This is a genomic window from Ahrensia kielensis DSM 5890 (assembly GCF_000374465.1).
Classification (GTDB): domain Bacteria; phylum Pseudomonadota; class Alphaproteobacteria; order Rhizobiales; family Rhizobiaceae; genus Ahrensia; species Ahrensia kielensis.
This window is the reverse complement of sequence record NZ_KB894528.1, coordinates 618,044-639,694: the sequence shown is the minus strand read 5'-3', so window position 1 is coordinate 639,694 and position 21,651 is coordinate 618,044. Positions and strand designations below refer to the sequence as shown.

17 protein-coding genes and 1 tRNA gene are annotated in these 21,651 nt (G+C 48.4%); 7 read left to right on the top strand and 11 right to left on the bottom strand.

The features are described 5' to 3' along the window. Window positions 1-64 precede the first annotated feature (64 nt). Genes C504_RS0103135 through C504_RS0103125 form a run of 3 tightly spaced genes read right to left on the bottom strand, consistent with a single transcriptional unit; the run spans window position 65 to window position 3,632 of the window. The gene (locus C504_RS0103135; RefSeq protein WP_018687849.1) at window positions 65-991 is read right to left on the bottom strand and encodes an ABC transporter permease; all 927 of its coding nucleotides are present in this window, start codon (window positions 989-991) and stop codon (window positions 65-67) included. Beyond that, entirely contained in the window at window positions 988-2,073 is a 1,086-nt protein-coding gene (locus C504_RS0103130) for an ABC transporter permease (protein WP_026317179.1), read from the bottom strand. Before C504_RS0103130 ends, C504_RS0103135 begins: the two co-directional genes overlap by 4 nt. Beyond that, on the bottom strand, window positions 2,073-3,632 hold the full coding sequence (locus C504_RS0103125) for an ABC transporter ATP-binding protein (RefSeq protein ID WP_018687847.1): 1,560 nt from the start codon (window positions 3,630-3,632) through the stop codon (window positions 2,073-2,075). The genes C504_RS0103130 and C504_RS0103125 overlap by 1 nt, the downstream gene beginning before the upstream one ends. Before the next feature lie 192 nt (window positions 3,633-3,824). Here C504_RS0103125 and C504_RS0103115 point away from each other — a divergent pair, with 192 nt between their 5' ends. Further along, the gene (locus tag C504_RS0103115; RefSeq protein ID WP_018687845.1) at window positions 3,825-5,054 is read left to right on the top strand and encodes a UbiH/UbiF family hydroxylase; all 1,230 of its coding nucleotides are present in this window, start codon (window positions 3,825-3,827) and stop codon (window positions 5,052-5,054) included. Window positions 5,055-5,064: 10 nt separating this feature from the next. Here C504_RS0103115 and C504_RS0103110 read toward each other — a convergent pair whose 3' ends face one another. Continuing rightward, a complete protein-coding gene (locus tag C504_RS0103110; protein WP_018687844.1) occupies window positions 5,065-6,021 on the bottom strand; it encodes an AEC family transporter in 957 nt (318 codons plus the stop codon). A gap of 105 nt (window positions 6,022-6,126) precedes the next feature. Between C504_RS0103110 and hspQ the strand changes: the two genes are divergently transcribed. After that, window positions 6,127-6,474, top strand: coding sequence for a heat shock protein HspQ (gene hspQ, locus C504_RS0103105; RefSeq protein ID WP_018687843.1), 348 nt, complete (start codon window positions 6,127-6,129; stop codon window positions 6,472-6,474). Between the two features lie 19 nt (window positions 6,475-6,493). Here hspQ and C504_RS0103100 read toward each other — a convergent pair whose 3' ends face one another. Both C504_RS0103100 and C504_RS0103095 read right to left on the bottom strand, forming a co-directional pair. Continuing rightward, window positions 6,494-7,159, bottom strand: a complete 666-nt coding sequence (locus tag C504_RS0103100) for a DsbA family oxidoreductase (RefSeq protein WP_018687842.1) — start codon at window positions 7,157-7,159, stop codon at window positions 6,494-6,496. Next, the gene (locus tag C504_RS0103095; RefSeq protein ID WP_018687841.1) at window positions 7,156-8,985 is read right to left on the bottom strand and encodes an extracellular solute-binding protein; all 1,830 of its coding nucleotides are present in this window, start codon (window positions 8,983-8,985) and stop codon (window positions 7,156-7,158) included. The genes C504_RS0103100 and C504_RS0103095 overlap by 4 nt, the downstream gene beginning before the upstream one ends. 231 nt (window positions 8,986-9,216) lie before the next feature. Between C504_RS0103095 and C504_RS0103090 the strand changes: the two genes are divergently transcribed. Beyond that, window positions 9,217-9,822 (top strand): invasion associated locus B family protein, encoded by a 606-nt coding sequence (locus C504_RS0103090; RefSeq protein ID WP_018687840.1) that lies wholly within the window; start codon window positions 9,217-9,219, stop codon window positions 9,820-9,822. Between the two features lie 62 nt (window positions 9,823-9,884). On the opposite strand, the gene mfd is transcribed toward C504_RS0103090, so the two are convergent. Both mfd and C504_RS0103080 read right to left on the bottom strand, forming a co-directional pair. Then, the gene (mfd, locus tag C504_RS0103085) at window positions 9,885-13,388 is read right to left on the bottom strand and encodes a transcription-repair coupling factor (protein WP_018687839.1); all 3,504 of its coding nucleotides are present in this window, start codon (window positions 13,386-13,388) and stop codon (window positions 9,885-9,887) included. Then, window positions 13,385-13,660 carry an FAD assembly factor SdhE gene (locus C504_RS0103080; protein WP_018687838.1) on the bottom strand — a complete coding sequence of 92 codons (276 nt, stop codon included), beginning with the start codon at window positions 13,658-13,660 and terminating at the stop codon, window positions 13,385-13,387. The genes mfd and C504_RS0103080 overlap by 4 nt, the downstream gene beginning before the upstream one ends. 120 nt (window positions 13,661-13,780) lie before the next feature. Here C504_RS0103080 and recG point away from each other — a divergent pair, with 120 nt between their 5' ends. Then, window positions 13,781-15,886 (top strand): ATP-dependent DNA helicase RecG, encoded by a 2,106-nt coding sequence (gene recG, locus C504_RS0103075; protein ID WP_018687837.1) that lies wholly within the window; start codon window positions 13,781-13,783, stop codon window positions 15,884-15,886. Here the strand turns inward: recG and glmU are convergent. Beyond that, the gene (gene glmU, locus C504_RS0103070) at window positions 15,883-17,241 is read right to left on the bottom strand and encodes a bifunctional UDP-N-acetylglucosamine diphosphorylase/glucosamine-1-phosphate N-acetyltransferase GlmU (protein ID WP_026317176.1); all 1,359 of its coding nucleotides are present in this window, start codon (window positions 17,239-17,241) and stop codon (window positions 15,883-15,885) included. The genes recG and glmU overlap by 4 nt on opposite strands. A 127-nt stretch (window positions 17,242-17,368) precedes the next feature. Between glmU and C504_RS0103065 the strand changes: the two genes are divergently transcribed. Further along, the gene (locus tag C504_RS0103065; RefSeq protein ID WP_018687835.1) at window positions 17,369-18,304 is read left to right on the top strand and encodes a DMT family transporter; all 936 of its coding nucleotides are present in this window, start codon (window positions 17,369-17,371) and stop codon (window positions 18,302-18,304) included. Here C504_RS0103065 and C504_RS0103060 read toward each other — a convergent pair. Next, window positions 18,301-19,047: a cytochrome c biogenesis CcdA family protein gene (locus C504_RS0103060; protein ID WP_018687834.1), complete on the bottom strand. Its 747-nt coding sequence runs from the start codon at window positions 19,045-19,047 to the stop codon at window positions 18,301-18,303. The genes C504_RS0103065 and C504_RS0103060 overlap by 4 nt on opposite strands. A 276-nt stretch (window positions 19,048-19,323) precedes the next feature. Between C504_RS0103060 and C504_RS0103055 the strand changes: the two genes are divergently transcribed. Further along, a tRNA-Lys gene (locus C504_RS0103055) sits at window positions 19,324-19,399 on the top strand. A gap of 537 nt (window positions 19,400-19,936) precedes the next feature. Continuing rightward, a complete protein-coding gene (locus tag C504_RS0103050; RefSeq protein WP_018687833.1) occupies window positions 19,937-20,803 on the top strand; it encodes an SDR family oxidoreductase in 867 nt (288 codons plus the stop codon). Between the two features lie 57 nt (window positions 20,804-20,860). Here the strand turns inward: C504_RS0103050 and C504_RS0103045 are convergent, their stop codons facing one another. Next, window positions 20,861-21,616 carry an ABC transporter ATP-binding protein gene (locus C504_RS0103045; protein WP_018687832.1) on the bottom strand — a complete coding sequence of 252 codons (756 nt, stop codon included), beginning with the start codon at window positions 21,614-21,616 and terminating at the stop codon, window positions 20,861-20,863. Window positions 21,617-21,651: the final 35 nt, after the last annotated feature.

Below are 21,651 nucleotides of genomic sequence, written 5' to 3'. Positions count from 1 at the left end.
TGGTATAATTTCATTTTGTATCAGTGCCTTACGGTTGCGGCTTTTGCCCTACCCCGTCTATCTCTTACCGATCAGGCACAAATGGCTTGCCCAGCGATGCTGGTGTGTTTTTCATCGTCATGCGCTTGTTCGTGGAAATCAAGACCAGAACGATAATTGTTGCGATATATGGTAAGGAAGAAAGCAATTGTGAAGGAATTGCAACACCTTGCGCCTGTGCGTGGAACTGCGCAATCGTAACCGCGCCAAATAAATAGGCGCCTGCAACAATGCGAAGCGGCCGCCAAGATGCGAACACCACAAGTGCCAGCGCAATCCAGCCGCGCCCTGCAGTCATGTTTTCTGTCCATTGCGGTGTGTAAACCAGCGATAGATGCGCGCCAGCAAGTCCGGCGCAGGCCCCGCCAAACATAACGGCCAAGTAGCGCACTTTTAGCACATTGATGCCGAGCGCATGGGCTGATGTGTGATTGTCACCGACAGAGCGCAGCGTTAGCCCTGCCCGCGTTTTGAAGACGAAATACCAGATGGCAATTGTGAGCAAAATAGAGATGTAAAAAATCAAATCTTGAGCAAATAATAATCTGCCGATCACGGGAATGTCGGAAAGAAGCGGAATTTCGATAGCTTTGAGTTTTATGCCCGGTAGCCCGATAAAGTTTTCGCCAATCATGCCCGATGCGCCAAGCCCTAAAAGGGTGAGTGACAGTCCCGTCGCAACTTGGTTGGTCGCAAGTGACAGCGTCAACACACCAAAGAGTAGCGAGAACAATGCGCCGCAAATGATGGCCGCCAATAAGCCAAGATAGGCAGAACCGGTAATTTGCGCTGCACCAAAGCCAGTGACAGCGCCCATAACCATCATGCCCTCAACACCAAGGTTGAGAACACCGGAACGCTCCACAACGAGTTCACCAAGCGCGGCAATTAAAAGCGGTGTCGCGGCTGTTGCGATTGTTAAGAATATAGCTATCGCGATTTCAGGGGTCATAATGCCGCCTTTCCGCGCATGGTTTTGACGATTTTGATTTTGTAGTGGATGAGCGTGTCACAAGCCAACACTGAAAAAAGCAATAAGCCTTGGAACACTGCTGACACCTTGTTGGAGACGCCAATCGAAATCTGTGCTGCTTCACCACCAAGATAGGAAAGCGCGAGAATAAGCCCTGCGGCGATGATACCGAGCGGGTTAAGCCTTCCTAAGAAAGCGACAATGATCGCTGTAAAGCCGTAGCCAGGCGATATAACGGGTCGCAGCTGGCCAATTGCGCCCGATACTTCGCTAATGCCCGCTAGTCCGGCAAGACCACCTGCAACGATGAATGCGGTGTAAATCATTTTGTTTTCGGAAAATCCTGCAAATCGCCCTGCCCTTGGGCTAAGGCCAAGCACCCGCACTTCAAAGCCTTTGAGCGTTTTGTTTAAGACGAACCACATCAACACAGCGATAATAATGGCGAAGGCAAAACCCCAATGGGCACGGCCAGAAGCAAACCAAATTTCTGGTAAAATCGCGTCTGCGTGAAAGGTGCGTGATTCTGGAAAATTAAAGCCTTCTGGATTGCGCCAAGGACCACGCACCAGCCAATCTAAAAACAATTGAGCAACATAAACCAACATGAGGCTCGATAGAATTTCATTGGTGCTGAATTTTGCTTTCAGAAATGCGGGTATTGTCGCATAGGCGGCACCGCCAATAATGCCCATGATTAGCATGAGCGGCAGCACCATCGGGCCTGTAAATTCAGGATATAAAATAGGAAGTGCGGAGCCAAATATACCGCCTAGAATGAACTGTCCTTCGGCGCCAATATTCCAATTGTTCGATAGAAAACAAATAGATAGGCCTGTTGCAATTAAAATGAGCGGCGCAGCCTTAATCATCAACTCATGGATTGACCACATGTCGGTCAGGGGCTCTATAAAATAGGAATATAGCGCTGCAGTTGGCGATTTTCCAAGCAGCAAAAACATAATCGCACCAAGCGTCGCAGTAATTGCGAGCGCGATTAAGGGCGATGTGAGGCTAAAGATTGCCGAATGTTGAGCGCGTTTTTCAAGTTGAATACGGATCATGCCGCTTGCCCCGCATTTGCACCGCCCATCAAGAGCCCCAATGTTTCCCGCGTGACGGTGGATGCTTGTTGCGGTTCAGACATTTGCCCTTCGGACATAACGGCAATCCGGCCGCACATTTCCAACAATTCATCCAAATCTTGACTGATCACAACCACCGCTGAGCCAGATTTTGACAAGTCGATCAATGATTGACGGATACGGGCCGCAGCGCCAGCATCAACACCCCAAGTGGGTTGGTCGACGATCAACAATGATGGTTGACGATCAAATTCACGACCCAGAATGACTTTTTGTAAATTGCCGCCTGAAAGTGTTCCTGCATCTGGGTTTTCTCCAGATTTGCGCACATCCATTGTTTCTACAATACGCGACAGCGTTTTTCGCAAAGCACTTGGTTTGGCAATTTTTAAAATACCGCCGGAAAGATAGACATTCGCATCGCTGGCATGGCGCGACAGCAAAATATTGTCGGCTAAAGATAAGGTGGCGATAGCGGCATGACCAAAACGCTCTTCTGGCGAGAAAGCTGCACCAGCTTTTCGGCGCTCATTGATTGACTTGTGACCGATAGGATCATTGCGAAATGTGATCATCGCGGCATCTTTTTGCATCCGCTCGCCTGACATGGCTTCGAATAGTTCGAACTGGCCATTGCCTGCAACACCTGCAATGCCAAACACTTCGCCTGCAGGCACGTCAAAAGAAATGTCCTTCAGCGCCGTTGAAAATGGCCCCGTTGGTTTCTGTGAGAGATTTTGAACAGACAGCACAATTTCGCGGTTTTTGTCTGTTTCATCCGCGACTTTGCGTATGGTGTGAATGCTTTCACCCACCATCATCGCGGCTAGACTTGAAGGCGTTTCGTCCGCTGGAATGCAATGACCAACCACTTTGCCGTGACGCAGCACTGTCGCGCGGTCGCATAGACGCTTAACTTCGTCGAGCTTGTGCGAAATATATAGGATCGATTTGCCTTCGCTGCGCAGCGTTTCCAATGTTTCGAATAGACGGTCGGATTCCTGCGGCGTGAGTACCGATGTTGGCTCATCGAGAATGATCAGATTGGGTTTTTGCAAAAGGCAGCGGATAATCTCGACGCGCTGACGCTCGCCGACGGACAGGTCGCCAACCATTGCCTCTGCATTGATAGAGAGACCATATTTGTCCGCAACACGTTCAGCTTCTTCAGAAACTTTTGACAATGGTGTCGAGGCGTCCAATGAAAGTGCAATGTTTTCAGCAACACTTAATGAGTCAAAGAGTGAAAAATGTTGGAAGACCATTCCAATGCCGAGTTGTCGTGCAAAAGAAGGCTTTGTGATAATTTGAGGTTTGCTGCGCCATAGGATTTGGCCGCCATCTGGCTGCAATGTACCGAAGAGCATTTTGACAAGGGTTGACTTGCCAGCGCCGTTCTCGCCTAGAAGTGCGTGAATCTCGCCTTCGTCAATATCGAAATCAACGCCGTCATTTGCTTTTAGTGTTCCGAAAACCTTTGTCAGGTTTTCAACTGCTAAGAGTTGTTTTCTTTGCGCAATTTCTGATGCAGCCACACATGCTCTCCCTATCGCAATCTACTTTAACCAAGTCTTGCACACACGCAATACGCAAGAAGTCTCAAAAGACTTTTCCCCAAGCTAGATTGTATTTAAACGTAAATTTTAATGTGCGGCATCATGCCGGTGGACACTGCGCCGCTGCTGCCCCATTTTAAATGCAGTTGAATAATGATGGAATAAGATACCATGTCCCATTCACGTGCAGATATTGTTGTTGTTGGCGGCGGCCCCACGGGTATGGCTGCCGCACTTGAATGTGCTAGCCATGGACGCAGTGTCATTATTCTTGCGCCGTCGGGCTCACATGTTGATAGCGATGCGCGCACTACCGCGCTTATGGTGCCGAGTATTGATCTCATTAAAGCCATGGGCGTTTGGGATGACTGTGCGCCTCATGCTGCGCCCTTGCGCACATTGCGTATTGTTGATGACACCAAGCGCCTGCTGCATGCGCCGACAACCGACTTTAAAGCCGAAGAAATCGGCGAAAATGAATTTGGCTTTAATATCCCCAACCGGATATTAAATGCAGCTTTGCAAAAAGCGATTGATGGCACGCCGGCTATTCAGCAAATGGCTATTTCCCTGAGCGCCGTTCACTACAGTGAAGATGCGGCCGAGCTAACATTGTCAGACGGCAATAAGATTACCACTCAACTTGTTGTTGGTGCTGATGGCGCGCAATCTATCGTGCGTCAATCGGCAGGCATTGATGTTCGCCGCTGGGATTATCCGCAGACAGCGTGCGTTATGGCGTTTGATCATGCGCGCAGCCATAATTTTGTTTCGTCCGAGTTTCATACTGTAGAAGGCCCGTTTACGCAGGTTCCTCTTCCTGGAAAGCGATCAAGTCTTGTGTGGGTTCGAAAGCCTGAAGAAGTTCAAACGCTCATGGCAATGGGAGATGATGAGCTTTGCCTCGCCATTGAAAAGCAGATGCAATCCATGCTTGGGAAAATCAGCAATCCGACCAAGGTTCAAGCTTGGCCGCTATCAGGTTCATTAGCGCATCAATTTGCTAAGCGGCGGTGCGTACTTGTTGGTCAAGCAGCACATGCTTTTCCGCCAATTGGCGCGCAAGGGCTTAATCTTGGTTTTCGCGATGTTGAAGATTTGGGCGCAGCTTTATCAAACGCACCTAAGGATGCTGGTGCGAACAGTGTGACAAGCCATTATGATCGCAAACGCCGCACAGATATTTATTTGCGTACTGGCGCGGTTGATTTGCTGAACCGATCATTGCTCAGCGAGTTCGTTCCGCTTCATATGGCACGTGCACTGGGCATGGGCGCTTTGAAATATGGCGGCCCTCTTCGCGGTATTTTTATGCGCGAAGGCATTAAGCCGGGCAGCAGTTTTTCCAACGTCCTAAGCAGCTTGGTGGATAAGCGAAAAACAGTGAGCAGCCCAAGTTAAACATCAAGATTCACAGTGGAATTAAGTTGTTCTTTGCCAGATAAAGCAGAGCTGTGACTGTAAATACAGACAAAACAGTGGTGATAAGCACCATTGCTGACGCGCGTTCCACCCAGATATTATATTGCTGAGCGATAACAAAGACATTGGTTGCGCTTGGTAGTGCTGCCAGCAACATTGCACAATAAACCCAAATTGGCGGAAAATCGCCGATTGAAGTCACCAATACATATACGATGACTGGCTGTATGATGAGTTTCATCGGGGCGATAAATATCGCTTCTTGCGGCACGCGTTTTAGCGGCCTGAGTGCGAGTGAAACACCCATGGCAAATAGTGCACATGGCGCAGCTGCATTGGCAAGATAATCAATCAATGTGCCGATGGCTATTGGTGGCTGAACTTCAAATATAGCGGCTAAAACACCGACAATTGTTGCCAAAATAAAGGGATGCAACAAGATGCGTTTTGCGACCTGCCCGACGAGTTGAAGCTTGGACACATTTTGGTCGCCGCTGCCTGACAGTGCCATAAGCAAGGGCGCTAAAACAAAGTGTAATGTGTTATCAAAACAAAATATCAGCGCGACAGGCACAACAGCAGCTTCGCCAAATGCCAGCAAAGCCAATCCCGGCGCCATATAGCCAATATTGCCATAGGCACCTGCAAATCCCATAATCGCGCTTTCGGCGACATTGCCTTTGCTGCGCCAAATGCCGAGCGCAAAGACCAATGAAAAAGCGATATAGGTGGAAAATGTCGTTGCCAGAATGTAACGCCACTGCGTTAATTCTTCGATTGGCGTCTGTGACAATAGCTTGAAAAACAATGCAGGCAGCGCAATATAGATTATGAAAGTATTCATCCAACCAAGCGCTTCAAGCGGCTGTTTGGTCAAGCGTGCTGTTGCAAATCCGAGTGCTATCAGGCCAAAAAATGGCAGTACAAGCGCGATAATGCTTGCCATTGTTGTTCCTCACAGACGAAAATACGGGCCATTTAAGGCTTAAAGCGCGCGCAGATTGATGGTCAAGCCCTTGAAAAGCCCGATTGAACAGGTCATTTAAACTATATGGGTAAAAGAGCTACAAAAATTGTTGAAACACGCTACGCAATCGGACAAGTCGTCAAACATCGGCTCTATCCGTTTCGCGGTGTTGTTTTTGATGTTGATCCGGAATTTGACAACACCGATGAGTGGTATGATTCAATTCCTGAAGACGTCCGCCCTTCAAAAGAGCAGCCTTATTATCATTTGCTCGCTGAGAATGACGATTCTGAATATGTCGCCTATGTTTCAGAGCAAAATTTGGTGCTGGATGAATCAGGCACGCCCGTTCGTCATCCGCAAGTTGAAGAGATATTTGACTGGAACTCTGAAAAAAACCGTTACATGACGCGCGATAATTTCGGACATTAAGTGTTTGGGTGGAGGGCTTTTATAGCCCCTCACCGGCAGCAATCTTTTTAATCGCCATTGCCAATGTTTCTGGCGCTTGCGCACCCGAAACGCCGTATTTTCCATCAAATATAAAGCACGGTACGCCGCTCACACCGATTTGTTGTGCGTGGTCGATGGCTTGTCTCGTTTCCAAAAGACCATCTTCAGATTTTAATCTTGCGGCAACTTGCTTTGCGTCCATTCCAGCTTCAGTCGCAATTTCAGTCAGAACAGCATGGTCACCGATATTTTTGCCATCTTGAAAATAGGCTTTGAACAGTAATTCGACCATTTGATTTTGCGGTTCATCACCTTGCTGACCAGCCCAAGCAATTAAACGGTGTGCATCAAGTGTGTTGGGAGAGACTTTTATGGCATCAAAGTCGAAATCTATCCCCTCACCCTCGCCTGCTTGCTTTATCGTCTGGTAAAACTTGTCGGCATTTTCTTTTCCGCCAAATTTATCGGATAGATAAAGCTGTCGGTCTTTGCCCTCTGGCGGCAATGTTGCATCAAGCTGAAACGGCAGCCAGTTAATCTCGACACTAATATTCGGATCGGTATTTTCGAGTGCTTTTTCAAGTCGTCTTTTGCCGACAAAGCACCAAGGGCACATCACATCTGAAACGATGTCGAGTTTTACAGTATTTTCCGCAGCGCTCATTCTTCGATCCACCATGTTGGTAATTGGTAGCCGTATAGAGGGCTGTAATCCGGCTGTTTGATGCGTGATCTATGCGCCACGCGTTTTTCGCTCAGGTGGTATAGTGGGATCACATAATGTCCCGATATCAGTAAGCGATCATAAGCGCGTACGGCGGCTGCAAAATCTTCGCGTTCACGCGCATTCACAAGCGCATCAATCATCGCGTCAATGCCCGCAGATGAGCCACCGGAATAGTTAAACGTGCCTTCAGGTTCGACAGATTGTGAGCCCCAACGCCAGATCTGTTCTGCGCCGGGTGACAGAGATGCCGACAGTGCACCTGCAACCATGTCATAATCCCATGTCTGGCGGCGCTTTTGAAATTGTGCATCATCAACAGCGCGAATGCCAACATTGATGCCTACGGCTTCAGCCGTGCGCTGATACGCCAACACCATGCGCTCGATTTCACTTTGTGATGCACCGGCGACACTGCCGATAAGCACTTCAAACGACAATTGCTTGCCGTCTTTCATCATCTTGCCGCCTTCAATTGTGTATCCAGCCTCGCTGAGCTTTTTAACCACATCACGCATAATTTTGCGATCACGGCCCGAACCATCCGTTTTAGTTGGCGCATAGGTGCCATCCATAACACTTGGCAAAACATCATCCATGAAAGGTGCAAGTAGCTCTTTCTCTTTGTCATCCGCAGGGCGGCCAAGAGCAGATAGTTCTTTCGAATTTTGCCAATAGGAGCCAGTACGTGTGAAACGATCATTGAACAGGTTTTTGTTAACCCATTCAAAGTCAAACAGCATGGACAATGCTTCACGCACTGGGCGCTCTTTAAAAATTTCACGGCGTGTATTGAAGAAAAAACCAACCATCCGCTCAGGTTCATCGGATGTGAATGTCGATTTGATTATTTTGCCTTCGCTGACAGCTGGAAAATCATAGTTGTTTTCCCATTTTCCTGGGTCCGTTTCAGGATAGATGTCAAACACACCTTTCTTGAAAGCTTCGAATTGCGCTGTCGTATCGCGGAAATATTCAACTTTGATTTCGTCATAATTATCGACCCCAACTTTCGATGGGATATTTTTGCCCCAATAGTCAGGGTTTCGTTTGTAAGTGATGCTTGTGCCCGGTTTCACTTCACCCACAAGGTATGGCCCGCTGCCAATTGGTGCTTCAAGCGTGGATTGCTCAAATGTTTCAGGGTCAATGGCGTGTTTTGGAAGAACAGGCGTTAGGCCAATAATGAGCGGATATTCGCGGTTTGATTTTTCATTGAAGGTGAATTTAACTTTGCGCTCGCCCGTTTTTTCAATCTTTTCGATACGGGCCATTCTACCATCATAAGGTGGGCGGCCTTTCTCGGTTAAGATTTCATAGGTGAAGATAACATCTTCTGGCGTGACAGGCACACCGTCAGACCATTTTGCACCTGCATTAAGCGTAAATTCGATCCATGTGCGCTCGTCGTCGGTTTCAACCTTCTCGGCTAGCAATCCGTACATGGTAAAAGGTTCATCGTAATTGCGTTGAAGCAATGATTCATAGACAAGATTGCCGAATTCTGGATCCCATATGCCTCGCGCAGTTGTGCGCATGCTTTTTAACACAAAGGGGTTGAGGCTATCGAAAGTGCCAACAACACCATAAGCCATAGAACCACCCTTAGGCGCATCTGGATTTACATATTGGAAGTGTTTGTAATCCGCAGGTAATTGCGGCTCTCCATGCATTGCAATGCCATGTTTAGGCTCGGCGACTGCGAATGAAGTTGTTGCAAGTAATATGGCGCCAACAGCTAAGCAGCTTTGAAATTTAGCAAGCAAAAGGTCTCTCCCAAGGCTGGTATTAATGAGTCGTAACACTATCATTGTGCAATTGTGCCGTCCAACCCAAGCGATAAATTCTATCAAGTCTATATGTGGGGCTGGAAATTACGTGTCCGTTTGTGTAAACGGGCGAGAACAAATGACATTTTGCGGCCTTATTTCAAGCCCAGAGCGTCGATATTACAATTTGAAGTATCTAAAAGGACAAGCTCGCTTATGCGTTCACTCATGAATAAAACAGTTTTCGGTTTTGCTGCCCTCGCAGCTACTTCCATTATGACGCCTGCATCTGCACAAGATGCTGCTCAACAACAGCCGCAGGGTTGGTTTAAAGTTTGTACTCAGCAAGGTGATAATAACATCTGTAATGTACAAAACATTCGCCAAGCCAATACTGGCCAGCTTTTGACAGCTGTGAACCTCATTCAGATCACAGGTAAAACAAACCGTGCTCTCTTCCAGATTGCTGTTCCAACTGGCCGCGTTATTCCAGCCGGTGTTGGCATGCAAATCGATGGTGGCACAGCCAAGAAGATTAATTACTCAATCTGTTTGCCAGACCGCTGTGTTGCTGAAGCTCCATTGACACCGGAATTGGTTGCTTCTTTGAAGCGTGGCGGTGAATTGACATTGACGACTGTTAATTTCCAAAACCAGCCAAACCCAATCAAGATCACTTTGGAAGGTTTTACATCAGCATTTGATGGTGAGCCGCTAAAGCAGTCTGAATTGCAAGATCGCCAGCAAGAACTTCAAGCTGAGATCGTAAAGCGCCGCGAAGAATTCCAGAAAAAGCTCAAAGATGAGCAGGAAAAAGCGAAAAGCGCGCAGTAAAAACTGCTTAAGTTTCTTTATTAGAAATCAAAGCCGCTGGGTAAAACCAGCGGCTTTTTTATTCAGTTGTTTGAAGCTTCTGCGATTTTGGCCAGCTTATTGATGATGACCGCGGCCCCTTTGAGGCGTTTTTCTGCACTTGGCCAATCACGGGCAAAGACAATCGACTGATCCGGACGGATACGGGCCAAAGTGCCCTGCTCGCCAATCCATTTGACAAGACCTGCCGGATCCACAAACGTTTTCTCACGGAATGTGACAACTGCGCCTTTGGGCCCTGCGTCAATTTTCTCAACATTAGCCTTGCGGCAAAGTGCTTTGATATAAACGATTTTCAGCAAGTGCTCGACTTCGCTTGGTAGCGGACCAAAGCGGTCGACCATTTCAGCGCCGAATGCATCAATTTCTTGCAATTCTTCAAAATCACCAAGGCGCCTATAGAGCGACAGACGCAATGACAGGTCAGCAACATAGCTTTCCGGAATCATGACTGGTGTACCGATTGTAATTTGCGGCGACCATTCAGATGATTGCGGGCTGTTATCGCCTTTAAGTTCTGCGACCGCCTCTTCCAGCATTTGCTGATAAAGCTCAAAACCGACTTCTTTGATATGGCCGGATTGCTCATCGCCAAGCAAATTGCCCGCACCGCGAATATCCAAATCATGGCTTGCCAATTGGAAGCCAGCACCAAGCGTGTCCAGCGATTGCAAGACTTTAAGGCGGCGCTCAGCATTTTTCGTCAGCGTTTTATTGACCGGAAGCGTAAACAGCGCATGGGCGCGCAGTTTCGAGCGGCCAACACGTCCACGCAATTGGTAAAGCTGTGCAAGGCCGAACATATCGGCGCGGTGCACGATCAATGTGTTTGCAGATGGAATATCTAATCCCGATTCGACAATCGTGGTTGCTAAAAGCACATCGTAAGAGCCGTCATAAAACGCGTTCATGACATCTTCCAGCTCGCTCGATGCCATTTGGCCGTGGGCGATTGCAACGCGCAGTTCTGGAACATCGCTTTCGAGAAAAGCTTTCACATCAGCGATATCTGAAACGCGTGGGCAGACATAAAAGCTTTGGCCGCCGCGATATTTTTCGCGCAGTAATGTCTCGCGAATAATCAGCGAATCAAACGGCGACACGAAGGTTCGCACCGCTAAGCGGTCAACGGGTGCCGTTGTGATAAGCGATAATTCGCGTACGCCCGTTAGCGCCAATTGCATGGTGCGCGGGATTGGTGTTGCCGATAGGGTCAGCACATGAATGTCTGATTTAAGCTCTTTTAAACGCTCTTTATGTTTCACACCAAAACGCTGCTCTTCATCGATAATAAGCACGCCAAGATTTTTAAAGCTGATGGTTTTTGCCAATAGCGCATGGGTGCCGACCACGATATCAACAGTGCCGTCCGCAATGCCTTTTTTCGCTTCGGACAAGGCTTTGGAGCCTGCAAGCCGTGATGCATGTGCAACTTTGATGGGCAGGCCAGCGAAACGTTCAGAAATTGCTTTGTAATGCTGGCGGGCAAGCAATGTCGTTGGCACAACAACCGCGACCTGAACGCCGTTCATGGCACCTAAAAAGGCTGCACGCTGTGCAACTTCTGTTTTGCCAAATCCCACATCACCGCAAACCAAGCGGTCCATGGGTTTTCCAGCGCCTAGATCATCAATGACGGCATCAATGGCGCTCTGTTGATCTTCTGTTTCATCATAAGGGAAACGGGCTGCAAATTCATCATAAAGACCATCTGGCGAGCGCAATATTGGCGCATCGCGCATTTGGCGTTCAGCGGCAATGGCGATGAGTTCCCCTGCCATCTCAAGCAGTTGCTTCTTAAGCTTGGCTTTGCGTGATTGCCATGCGCCGCCGCCTAGGCGGTCAAGCTGTGCTTCTGCGCTATCCGAACCGTAGCGCGATAAAAGCTCGATGTTTTCAACTGGTAGGAACAGGCGATCATCGCCGTGGTATCTAATTTCGAGGCAGTCATGCGGTGCGCCCGTCACATCAATGGTTTTCAGGCCTGCAAAGCGGCCAATACCGTGATCAACATGAACAACCAGATCGTCCACATTTAGCGATGCGACTTCGGAAATGAAATCAGAGGCGCGTTTTTTGCGGCGGCGGCGCACTAATCTGTCGCCCAAAATGTCCTGTTCGGCTAAAACAATTGTACTTGGTGTTTCAAAGCCGTGTTCAATATTTAATACCGCAGTCGCAGTGACACCATTTTGAACATTGGCAATATCTGATGCGCGCTCAATGGGCTGAAAACCACCCAGACCATGCTCTTCTAGTATCTGGTGTAAACGGCCAAGTGAGCCGTCCGACCAACCGGTCAGCAGCGTGCGCTTATTATCTGCGCGACGATCTGCAATATAGTGCGCCGCAATCTCAAATACATTTAGATTAGGCGTGGCGCGTTCAGCCGAGAAGTTACGGCCGGTTTTCGCATCTAGCGATACGATTGATCGTGTATCGCTTTCCGGCTCATCAAAAGGGGTGATGTTAATGCGGGTGCGGCCTGTTAGGCTGGCTTCAAATTCACTCTTACCGACATAAAGCAGATCAGGATCAAGTGGTTTATAGGGCGTGCCCTGCCCACTTTTGGAATTTTCTAGCGATGTTTTGCGCGAATCATAATGGTCATCGACCTGCGCTCTGCGTTCTGCGATCGAATCCTTCGCCAGATGTTCAAAAATGATCGGCGCGTCATCTAAAATAAGCAGCGGTTCGTCCAGCGCCTCATAAAAAAGAGGCAGCCAGTGTTCCATGCCAGCAAAACGGCTTTGCGCTGTAATGGCTTCATAAAGTGCATCACCGCGCTGTGTGGCGCCAAATGTCTCCAAATAACCCGATCTAAAACGTGCAATCGTCTGCGCGTTGAGCGTGACTTCGCTCATAGGTTGGAGCGAGAATGATTTAAGCTGTGTAATTGTGCGCTGTGTTGCGGGATCAAATGAGCGAATTGTTTCCAGCGTATCGCCAAAAAAGTCCAACCGAACGGGTGCATCACTGCCTGGTGCGAAAAGATCAAGAATACCGCCGCGCACTGCAAATTCACCGATTTCACGCACGGTGCTAACGCGCTCAAAGCCATTACTTGAGAGTTTTCGCGTGATTTCATCCATCGCGATGACGGAACCGGGTTTGGCTGAAAACATCTGCTGTGCGACAGATTCAATCTTTGGAACGCGTTGCAAGACGGCGTTGGCCGATGTGATGATAATAGCCGCTTTGGGTGTTTCTTTTAATGCGCCAATTGCTGCCAATGCCATCATGCGCTGCGCTGAGACTTCTGCGCTCGGTGATACGCGGTCATAGGGCAAACAGTCCCAAGCGGGGAAGTTGATGACTTTTAATTCCGGCGCTTCAAACGCAATGATCTGCGCGAGCTCAGCCATATGTGCGCCATCGCGCGCTACATAATAAACGGGCGCTTTGAGCGTCTGCGCATATCGAGCCGCAAATAATGCTTCTATGCCATCAGCGGCATTGGCAAGTGTAACCTCGCCTGCATCTTTGGGAATATGCGGCAGGTCGAACAAAATAGCTTTATCGCTCATGACAGATCTATTTTATGAAAAGCACAAATTTTGTGAAACACAGGCGTGTTAAATTCGTCAGGCACTGGGCCTTCGCCTGTGAACCATTTGAAAAGATCTCGGTCGAGACTATCCATCAAATCTTCTAAAATTGTCAGATCTGATTCTGATATATCGTTGATATGTGCATCGGCGTAACCGCCCAAAATCATATCCATCTCTTTCATGCCACGGTGCCAAGAACGAAATCGTGCGCGTTTGCGCCGTGCATCAAGTGATATTGCTTCGGTCATGCCTTGCCTTTAATTCGCTTTGATATGCTTTTTTCAATCTTTGCTAGAGTTGGCGGTATAACGCTACACTATTGGTTTGTCAGCCTTGATCTGTCAGCAATTTCGAAACAAAGATAAGTCATGCGCCCTTCTATTCTCGATCCATTGTTTGCACCCGTTACCACGCTTGAGGGCATTGGTAATAAAGTGGCTATTCTTTTGGGCAATCTGCTGGGTAACAGTGGAGAGCTTAATGTGCCGCGCGTGAGTGCCTTGGCATTTCATTTGCCGCACTCTTTGATTGACCGCCGCTCGCGGCCGGGCATTGCCTTTGCTGGCGGCGGCATCGTTACGCTTGCGCTTTATATTGACCGACACCAGCCCACACCGCGCGGTCAGCCGCGTGTGCCATACCGTGTTTTTGGACATGATGAGACGGGCGAAATCAGCCTCACGTTTTTCAGAGCAAAAGGCAATTGGCTGGAAAATGCGCTGCCTGTTGGTGAAAGAGTCATCGTGTCTGGCCGTGTGGAATGGTTCAATGGTCGCGCTTCTATGGTGCATCCAGACTATATGGTGCTTGAAAGTAAATCGCATGAATTGCCATTAGTTGAGCCAATATATGGGCTTACGGCTGGTCTTTCATCTAAAGTATTGCGAAAAGCTGTGACGCAATCTGTAGAACGCGTACCAGAAATGCCTGAATGGATTGATCCAACTCTTCTGGCGCGTGAACAGTTTCCGCCATTTAAGCAAGCACTTGAAACATTGCATAATCCTGATTCGGAGGCTGATCTTGCGCTGGATACTTTACCGCGCCAGCGCCTTGCATATGATGAATTGCTGGCGGGGCAGCTCGCGTTGGCTTTGGTTCGCAAAACGATGAAGCGCAGTGCCGGACGTAAATTGGCTGGCGACAACACCATAAATCAGCGCGTTCTTGAGGCCTTTCATTATCCGCTTACCGATGCGCAAAAACGATCAATTGATGAAATCAAAAAGGATATGGCGTCTGACGAGCGCATGCTTCGTTTGCTGCAAGGTGATGTTGGTAGCGGCAAAACGATTGTGGCTTTATGTGCGCTTAGCACCGCCGTTGAGGCGGGCACGCAAGGAGCTTTGATGGCACCAACTGAAGTGCTGGCGCGCCAACACTTTGCGACAATCAAGCCGATTGCAGAGCGTGCAGGCTTGCGTGTGGACCTACTCACAGGCCGTGAAAAAGGTGTTGTGCGCCGCGATATGCTGGCTGCGCTGGCGGCTGGCGAGCTTGATATTCTCATTGGAACCCATGCGATTTTTCAAGAAGGTGTTGTTTTTAAAGACCTTGGCCTTGCTGTTGTGGATGAGCAGCACCGTTTTGGCGTTCACCAACGCTTGCTCTTGGCGTCTAAAGGGCAAGCAACGGACATGCTGGTTATGACAGCAACACCGATACCGCGCACATTGGTTCTTACGCATTATGGCGATATGGATGTTTCACGGCTTGATGAAAAACCTGTTGGCCGTAAGCCTATTAAGACGGTTGCGCTGCCGCTTGGCCGGATTGAAGAGATTACCACCCGTATGGGCGATGCGATCAAAGAGGGACAAAAAATCTATTGGATTTGCCCTCTTGTTGAAGAAAATGAGGATTTAGGTCTGACCTCAGTTGAGCAACGGCACAAAGAACTGAGTAGCCGTTTTGGCAGCAATGTCGGACTTGTTCACGGGCAGATGAAGGGCGCAGAAAAAGACGCTGCAATGGCTGCGTTTAAATCTGGCGAAACGCGTATTCTTGTTGCAACAACGGTTATTGAAGTTGGCGTTGATGTGCCTGATGCAACGATTATTGTGATTGAACATGCGGAACGCTTTGGCCTGTCGCAATTGCACCAGCTGCGCGGCCGTGTTGGTCGCGGCGATCAAGATTCCAGCTGTTTGTTACTTTACAAAGATCCGCTCGGCGAAACATCGCGTGCACGCCTAGAAGTGATGCGGCAAACCGAAGATGGATTTCGTATTGCTGAAGAGGATTTGCAGCTTCGCGGCGAAGGTGAAGTTTTGGGCACACGGCAGTCCGGCATGGCGGGATTTCGCTTGGCGCGAATGGAGGCGCATGGACATCTTTTGGAGATTGCACGCGACGATGCGCGGCTGATAATCCACAATGATCCAAAGCTGGAAACGCAGCGCGGCCAAGCGCTACGCACCCTGCTCTATTTGTTTGAGCGCGATAGCGCGATCCGGCTTTTGCAAGCAGGTTAGGCTTTCTTTGACGCTTCATAAATTGCTTTGATGCGTGCGCGTAATTTTACGGCTAGACCCAGTTTGGTTTCTTGACGTGCGCGGCCAAAACCAACGGCATCTACTGGAATATCATTCGTGATGACTGAACCTGATGCGATATAGGCATTGTCGCCGATTGTTAACGGTGCAACCAATGAAGAGTTGGAGCCGATAAATGCGCCCGCACCAATCGTCGTCTTGGCCTTGTTCATGCCGTCATAATTGCAGGTAATTGTACCTGCGCCGATATTTGCGCCAGCACCAATAGAGGCATCACCGATATACGTTAGATGATTGACCTTTGCCCCTTCGGCAATGTCAGCATTTTTAACTTCGCAGAAATTGCCAACCTTTGCCTTTTCGCTCAAATTTGCCCCGGGGCGCAGGCGCGCAAAAGGTCCAATCTCTGCATTTGCGCCAATTTGGGCGCCTTCCAAGTGGCTAAAAGCACGAATTCTTGCGCCTTTATCAATGCTTACTTTGGGCCCGAAAAACACATTTGGTTCGATCACAACGCCATATTCGATTTTAGTATCATGATGGAAGAAAACAGTATGCGGCGCGGTCATGCTGACCCCGTTTAGCAGATGTTTTTCGCGTATGCGCTCTTGCCAAATTTGCTCAACATTGGCCAGTTCCACGCGATTATTGACGCCAAGCACATCTTCTTCAGATGCAATCATTGCTTCAACATTCAGGCCTTGAGCATTGGCAACAGCAACAGCATCGGTCAGGTAAAACTCACCCTTGGCATTTTTATTGTCGATCTTATCCAGCAGTCCGCCAAGTTTGCGGCCGTTAAACGCCATCAAGCCGCCATTGCAGAACGTAATTGCGCGTTCGGCGTCATTGGCTTCTTTTTCTTCGACAATAGCGGTTAGCTGCCCATCTTTGACAACCAAACGGCCATAGCCGAATGGATTATCTGTTTCAAAGCCGATCACAACGACGTGGGCACCAGCTTTTAGTTTTTCACGTGCGTCAGCCAGTGTTTCAGGTTTTACCAATGGAGTATCGCCAAACATAGCGATGACATCATCAAAGCCTTCATCGATGACGCTGCGCGCTGCATCAACGGCATTGGCGGTGCCTAATTGTTCTTTCTGGATACATGTTTGCGCGTCCACACCGTGCGACTTCAGCGCCTCGTCAAGCAGTTCTGCGCCGTGCCCTGTCACAACCGCCAGCCTGTCCGTACCAGCTATATTTGCAGCATTGATCGCATGCATAACCATTGGCAGGCCGCCAACAGGATGAAGCACTTTTGGTAAATCGGATTTCATGCGCGTACCCTTGCCTGCTGCAAGGATGATTGTGAGGCATTTTCGCGTCATATGGACGGCTCCATCGTTCGGATAGTCAATTATGACCATCATTTATAGGTGCGCCTTGATTTCATGACAGGACACATAGCGCAAGATATGGCTTGAAGAATATTGCGTTGCGTGAGATTGCGCTAGAATGAGCACACAGTCTTCCCCAAATTGGTTGCCGATCTTAGTCATGATCGCAGCACCGGCATTTTTCTCAACGAATCTTATTTTCGGACGTTATGTAGCACCGGAAACCGACCCTTTTATATTGGCATTTATTCGCTGGGCGTGCGTTGCGATCATTCTTTTGCCATTTGCGATTAAAAGCGGCGGTGCGCAAATGGTGCGTTTGATACGAACTGAGTGGCCCTTCTTCTTGTTTTTGAGCTTTTTGGGCATGGGGATTTCTGGCAGCGGCGTGTATTTAGGCCTTCAATCGACAACCGCGACCAATGCAACGCTGATCTATTCCACAGCGCCGATTCTCATCATTCTGCTAGAGCGTGTGTTTGCGGCACGTAAGTCCAGCCCAGGCGAAGGCTTGGGAATCGCCGTGGCATTTGTGGGCATTGTTATTATTGTCGCTAAGGGCAGTTTTGATACGATTGCGCAGTTTGCGTTTAACCCTGGCGATTTGCTGATTGCTTTGGCCGCTTTGTCATGGGCTGGATATTCCATCCTCTACCGCTCTGAGCGCTTTAGCGGACTTTCCAGTGTTACGCTTTTCGGGATAATCGCTATTTTCGGTGCGATCATCAATTTACCTGTTGCTACTTATGCTTTTTATACAGGCGCGCAATTGCCTCACTCAGCTTCTGCATGGAGTGCTGTGGCTGGCATTATATTCATTTCATCTTTGATCGCGTTTTCAGCTTATCAATATGGGGTGCGTGCGCTTGGTGCATCCATTGCCGGATTGTTTATGTATCTGATGACGCCATATGGCGTACTGATGGCAGTGATCTTTCTTGGCGAAGAATTGCTACCATTTCACATCATTGGCATTATTTGCGTCATGGTCGGCGTAACAATGGCGACTTTTCCCAAATCCATGCTTGATAAATTTAAGCGAAAAGCAGCTTAACCAAGGCGTCCGAGCGCTGGAAACTCTTCAAGCAGCCAAAAGGCCATGCTTTGCATGCCGCCGGTCAAGAACAACACGCCGGCAATGATCAGAAGAACGCCCATTACTTTTTCTACCAAACCCATTTTGCTGCGGAAACGGCTTAAGAATCGCATAAATGCGCCAGAAAACAGTGCTGCAATTAAAAATGGTATGCCGAGACCTGCTGAATAGACCGCTAGCAGCATTGCGCCGTCTGCGACGCTGTCTTTTGCGCCTGCGAGCGTAAGGATTGGGCCGAGCACGGGCCCGATGCAGGGTGTCCAGCCAAATGCGAAGGCAAGGCCCATAATATAAGACATGAAGGGATTGGCTGGTTTTCCTTGCGCTTGAAAACGTGCTTCGCGCGATAATATCGACAAGCGGAAAACGCCAAGAAAATTCAAGCCCATGATAATGATCACGACACCGGCCGCGATTGCCAGTTCTTGCTGATATGCGCGCAAAAAGCCGCCAATCGTGCTGGCCCCTGCTCCAAGCGCCACGAATACGGTTGTAAAGCCTAAAACAAAGGCAAGCGAAGCGGTGATGAGTGCGCCGCGTATGACGATAGCTTTTTTCTCAACGGCCTCTCCGCGAAACTCATCCACAGTAACGCCGGCCATGTAGCACAGATAAGGTGGTACAAGCGGTAAAACGCATGGTGATAGAAATGATAAAGCGCCTGCACCCAGTGCCGTTGCGTAAGAAATGTCCAGTGCCATACAGCTTAATCCGTGTGATTCTCTAATTTAGAGCTTAAGCGGCTTATTTGGTTTGTTTACAAGGTGGTTAAACCGCGCACCCTTTGAAATTAGGGGCACAAATAGGCTGTAAAACGATCACAAGCCAATCACCATTTCGCGTGTGTGGCAAAATTAAGTATTTTTCTACAAATCAACGCAAAAACGCGGTTGACCGCGCGATAATGTATCCCTATACCTCGCGCCGACCAGAAGGATATTTTCTGATTTATCCAATCAAATTTGGTTTCCCTTTGGGAGCGCGTAGCTCAGTTGGTAGAGCAACTGACTTTTAATCAGTAGGTCCAGGGTTCGAATCCCTGCGCGCTCACCATACTCTCTCATAAAATTACATTGATGAATGTTTGAGTGTTTCCATTGAGTTAGAATGGAATGCTAACGCGTTCTAATGTTTGCTTTGCGGAAACCTCAAATGCGTCCTCAGCAAACCCTTTATGGCTTAGTTGTCCATTTTATCCGCGCTTTAGAGTTGTTTTGGCGTTTAGGTATTAAACATCCCCGCTCAATATTTTATTATTACTAATAATTCGCATTATATTTATTTATGTTCTTTAATGTTATGTATTTATGTTTACTTATATTAAATATAATTCACACTAATAAAGAGCTATATTAATCAGTATTTGATAATTCATATCAGGCCTGTTTTATATTTCCGCCTGCGTTTGCGGAGCCTCATGACCACCCAGAAGATCGACTTAATAGTAAGTACTTGGCGTCTCTTAGCGCCATAGCTTGCGTCTAAAGCAGCTTAAAAAGCGAAGATGATGGAAGCGTCATGATGGGTGGTATGCACGCAAATTTTCTTGGGCGGGATATCTGCAGCTAAATAAAAGCGGGAGCCATCGACATGATTTTAGTAACAGGCGCAACAGGTAATGTCGGCTCGAAATTAGTGCAGCGGCTGACAGACAAGAACATCGCCTTTAAAGCACTTACACGCGATCCAGTGGCTGCAAAATCAATATTTCCTGACGGCACGCAGATCGTGAAGGGGGATTATACAGATTTGGACAGCCTCAAAGAGGCAACAATGGGTGTTGAGGCTGTCGTCCTCATTTCTCCTGCGCATCCAGATATGGTTGCTCACCAAACAGCTATTATTGATGCCGCTAAAGCCAATGGTGTAAAAGATATCATAAAATTGTCTGTTCTTGGCGCGAATCTTGGCGCGCCTATTCGACTTCCAAAACTTCATGCGGAAATAGAGATTTATGCTGCAAACAAAGGTTTGCGTGTCACAGCAATTCGGCCCAATCTTTTCATGCAAACTCTGCTTGGCAATCAGGATAGCATTTCATCGAATGGAAAGATTTACGCTCCTGCAAGTAATGCTGCTATTTCTTTCACTGATACATGCGATATTGTTGACGTTATCGTTGGCGTGATCCGAAAAGAGGCTTTGCGCGGCCAGATTCACGAAATTTCCGGTCCCGAAGCACTGACTTATGCGCAAATCGCCAAGAAGATTGGAAAGGTAGCTCGCTATAATGTTGAACATGTTGATGTGTCCGAGGACACCGCGCGCCAATCCATGCTGTCTATGGGAATGGACCCATGGGTGGTTGAAGCTTTTCTTGAGCTTTTCGGTATTTACCGTGCTGGATATGGTGCTGCTATTCATGCGGACAATGTTGCAAAAATAACAGGGTCACCTGCCCGTAAATTTGATCAATTCGCGTTCGACTTCAAAGATAAATTTGCACTTCGTGTATAATCAATTCTGGCAAAATGAGCCTATAGAATAAGCTCAAAAACTGCGCAGAAAGAGCGATCAGATCGCGAGATATTCATTCCGCAATTGCTCATTCTCAAGCACGTCTTTAGCAAGCCCGTCATAAACGAGCGTGCCTGTATCGAGAATAAGAGCGCGGTCAGCAAGTTTAAGCGCAGCAATGGCATTTTGCTCAACCAGAATGGTTGTCATGCCCTGATCGCGGATAATATTGAGGGTTTTCTCGATCTCCTGCACGATCACAGGTGCAAGGCCTTCGTAAGGCTCATCGAGCAACAACACTTTGATGTCACGGGCTAGTGCGCGCGCAATGGCCAGCATTTGTTGTTCACCGCCAGATAGCGTTACGCCCTCCTGTTTACGGCGTTCTCCCAAGCGTGGAAACAGATCATATAGGCGCTCAATCGACCAGCCGATTGGTTCAACAATTTGCGCCAACTGTAAGTTTTCTTCGACCGTCAGGCCGGCAATAATGCGCCGATCTTCTGGCACAAGGCCGATACCGGCAACGGCAGCCTGATGGCTTTTCATCTGGTGCAATGGTTTATGGTCGAGCCAAATTTCGCCGCGCCGAGCTTCGGGCGAATCGAGCCTTGCAATGGCTCTGAGCGTTGATGTTTTGCCTGCACCATTACGGCCCAGAAGAGCGATAATCTCGCCCTCATGAACGTTAAAGCTCACACCTTGAACGATGTAGCTCTCGCCATAATATGCATGCAGATCGTGAACAGACAGATAGGCTGGCGCCGTTGCAGCATGGTTGGCGTTTTTATCAAATTCCGGCATCGCGTTCATTACCTATAACCTTATTGTCAAATTGAGTGTGTCTG

What these genes read in the sequence shown, in the direction of transcription:
- C504_RS0103135 (WP_018687849.1), bottom strand. Translation starts at nt 991, where the DNA reads ATGACCCCTGAAATCGCGATAGCTATATTCTTAACAATCGCAACAGCC.
- C504_RS0103115 (WP_018687845.1), top strand. Translation starts at nt 3,825, where the DNA reads ATGTCCCATTCACGTGCAGATATTGTTGTTGTTGGCGGCGGCCCCACG.
- C504_RS0103110 (WP_018687844.1), bottom strand. Translation starts at nt 6,021, where the DNA reads ATGGCAAGCATTATCGCGCTTGTACTGCCATTTTTTGGCCTGATAGCA.
- hspQ (WP_018687843.1), top strand. Translation starts at nt 6,127, where the DNA reads ATGGGTAAAAGAGCTACAAAAATTGTTGAAACACGCTACGCAATCGGA.
- C504_RS0103100 (WP_018687842.1), bottom strand. Translation starts at nt 7,159, where the DNA reads ATGAGCGCTGCGGAAAATACTGTAAAACTCGACATCGTTTCAGATGTG.
- C504_RS0103090 (WP_018687840.1), top strand. Translation starts at nt 9,217, where the DNA reads ATGAATAAAACAGTTTTCGGTTTTGCTGCCCTCGCAGCTACTTCCATT.
- mfd (WP_018687839.1), bottom strand. Translation starts at nt 13,388, where the DNA reads ATGAGCGATAAAGCTATTTTGTTCGACCTGCCGCATATTCCCAAAGAT.
- C504_RS0103080 (WP_018687838.1), bottom strand. Translation starts at nt 13,660, where the DNA reads ATGACCGAAGCAATATCACTTGATGCACGGCGCAAACGCGCACGATTT.
- recG (WP_018687837.1), top strand. Translation starts at nt 13,781, where the DNA reads ATGCGCCCTTCTATTCTCGATCCATTGTTTGCACCCGTTACCACGCTT.
- glmU (WP_026317176.1), bottom strand. Translation starts at nt 17,241, where the DNA reads ATGACGCGAAAATGCCTCACAATCATCCTTGCAGCAGGCAAGGGTACG.
- C504_RS0103065 (WP_018687835.1), top strand. Translation starts at nt 17,369, where the DNA reads ATGAGCACACAGTCTTCCCCAAATTGGTTGCCGATCTTAGTCATGATC.
- C504_RS0103060 (WP_018687834.1), bottom strand. Translation starts at nt 19,047, where the DNA reads ATGGCACTGGACATTTCTTACGCAACGGCACTGGGTGCAGGCGCTTTA.
- C504_RS0103050 (WP_018687833.1), top strand. Translation starts at nt 19,937, where the DNA reads ATGATTTTAGTAACAGGCGCAACAGGTAATGTCGGCTCGAAATTAGTG.
- C504_RS0103045 (WP_018687832.1), bottom strand. Translation starts at nt 21,616, where the DNA reads ATGAACGCGATGCCGGAATTTGATAAAAACGCCAACCATGCTGCAACG.